Source organism: Neptunomonas sp. CHC150 (assembly GCF_030397555.1).
GTDB lineage: Bacteria > Pseudomonadota > Gammaproteobacteria > Pseudomonadales > Balneatricaceae > Neptunomonas > Neptunomonas phycophila.
The window spans coordinates 1-1,239 of the sequence record NZ_JAPNXU010000027.1 but is presented as its reverse complement, the minus strand read 5'-3'; the positions used below and the strand labels follow the sequence as shown (position 1 = coordinate 1,239).

Sequence of the window (1,239 nt, the reverse complement as noted above, 5' to 3'; positions counted from 1 at the left end):
GCGTGGGAAGCCATCAACCCTGAATATGCCGCTCGTATGCGCGCTCAAAACCAGTTCAAAACAGGTTTGGATATCGCTAAGTACACCGCTAAAATCATGCGCGATGACATGGCTCGTTACGATGCCGACTCATCTCAGTACACGCAATCTCTTGGCTGCTGGCACGGGTTTATCGGCCAACAGAAAATGATCTCTATTAAGAAGCACTTTAATAGCACTGATCGCCGCTATTTGTACCTGTCTGGTTGGATGGTAGCGGCTCTGCGCTCTGAGTTCGGCCCTTTACCTGACCAATCTATGCACGAGAAAACCTCGGTTGCATCACTTATCGAAGAGCTTTACACCTTCTTGCGTCAAGCTGATGCTCGTGAACTAGGCGGCCTATTCCGTCAGTTAGACGCCGCTCGTGACGCCGGTGACAGCGCCGCTGAAAAAGCCGTACAAGCTCAAATCGATGGTTTCCAAACACACGTTGTTCCTATCATTGCTGATATCGATGCAGGTTTTGGTAACGAAGAAGCCACTTACCTTCTCGCTAAGAAGATGATCGAAGCCGGTGCTTGCTGTATCCAAATCGAGAACCAAGTATCTGACGAGAAGCAGTGTGGCCACCAAGACGGTAAAGTAACGGTGCCTCATGCTGACTTCCTTGCTAAGATCCGTGCAGTGCGTTACGCGTTCCTTGAGCTAGGCGTAGATGACGGTGTTATCGTGGCACGTACTGACTCATTGGGTGCGGGCTTAACAAAACAGATCGCTGTAACGAACGAGCCAGGCGACCTAGGCGATTTGTATAACGCCTTCCTAGACGGCGATTACGTTGAAAGTGCTGATGACATCAACAACGGTGATGTGGTGGTTAAAGCCAACGGTAAACTACTCAAGCCTAAGCGTTTAGCATCTGGTTTGTTCCAGTTCAAGAAAGGTTCTGGCGAAGACCGTTGCGTACTTGACTGCATCACATCTCTACAAAACGGTGCTGACTTGTTATGGATCGAGACTGAGAAGCCTCACGTGGGTCAAATTGGCGGCATGGTTAACCGTATCCGTGAAGTGGTTCCTAACGCTAAGCTGGTTTACAACAACTCACCTTCGTTCAACTGGACGTTGAACTTCCGTCAGCAAGTATTTGATGCGATGGTTGAAGAAGGTAAGGATGTTTCTGCTTACGATCGTGCTGGTTTGATGGACGTTAAGTACGATGAGACTGAGTTGGCCATCGAAGCTGATAAGCGTATC

At 49.1% G+C, this 1,239-nt stretch carries 1 protein-coding gene; it reads left to right on the top strand.

The genetic code is table 11. The annotated features are described in order from the left end of the window. Window positions 1-1,239: isocitrate lyase (locus OW491_RS17930; RefSeq protein WP_290037259.1), on the top strand; the 1,239-nt coding region annotated here is incomplete at both ends.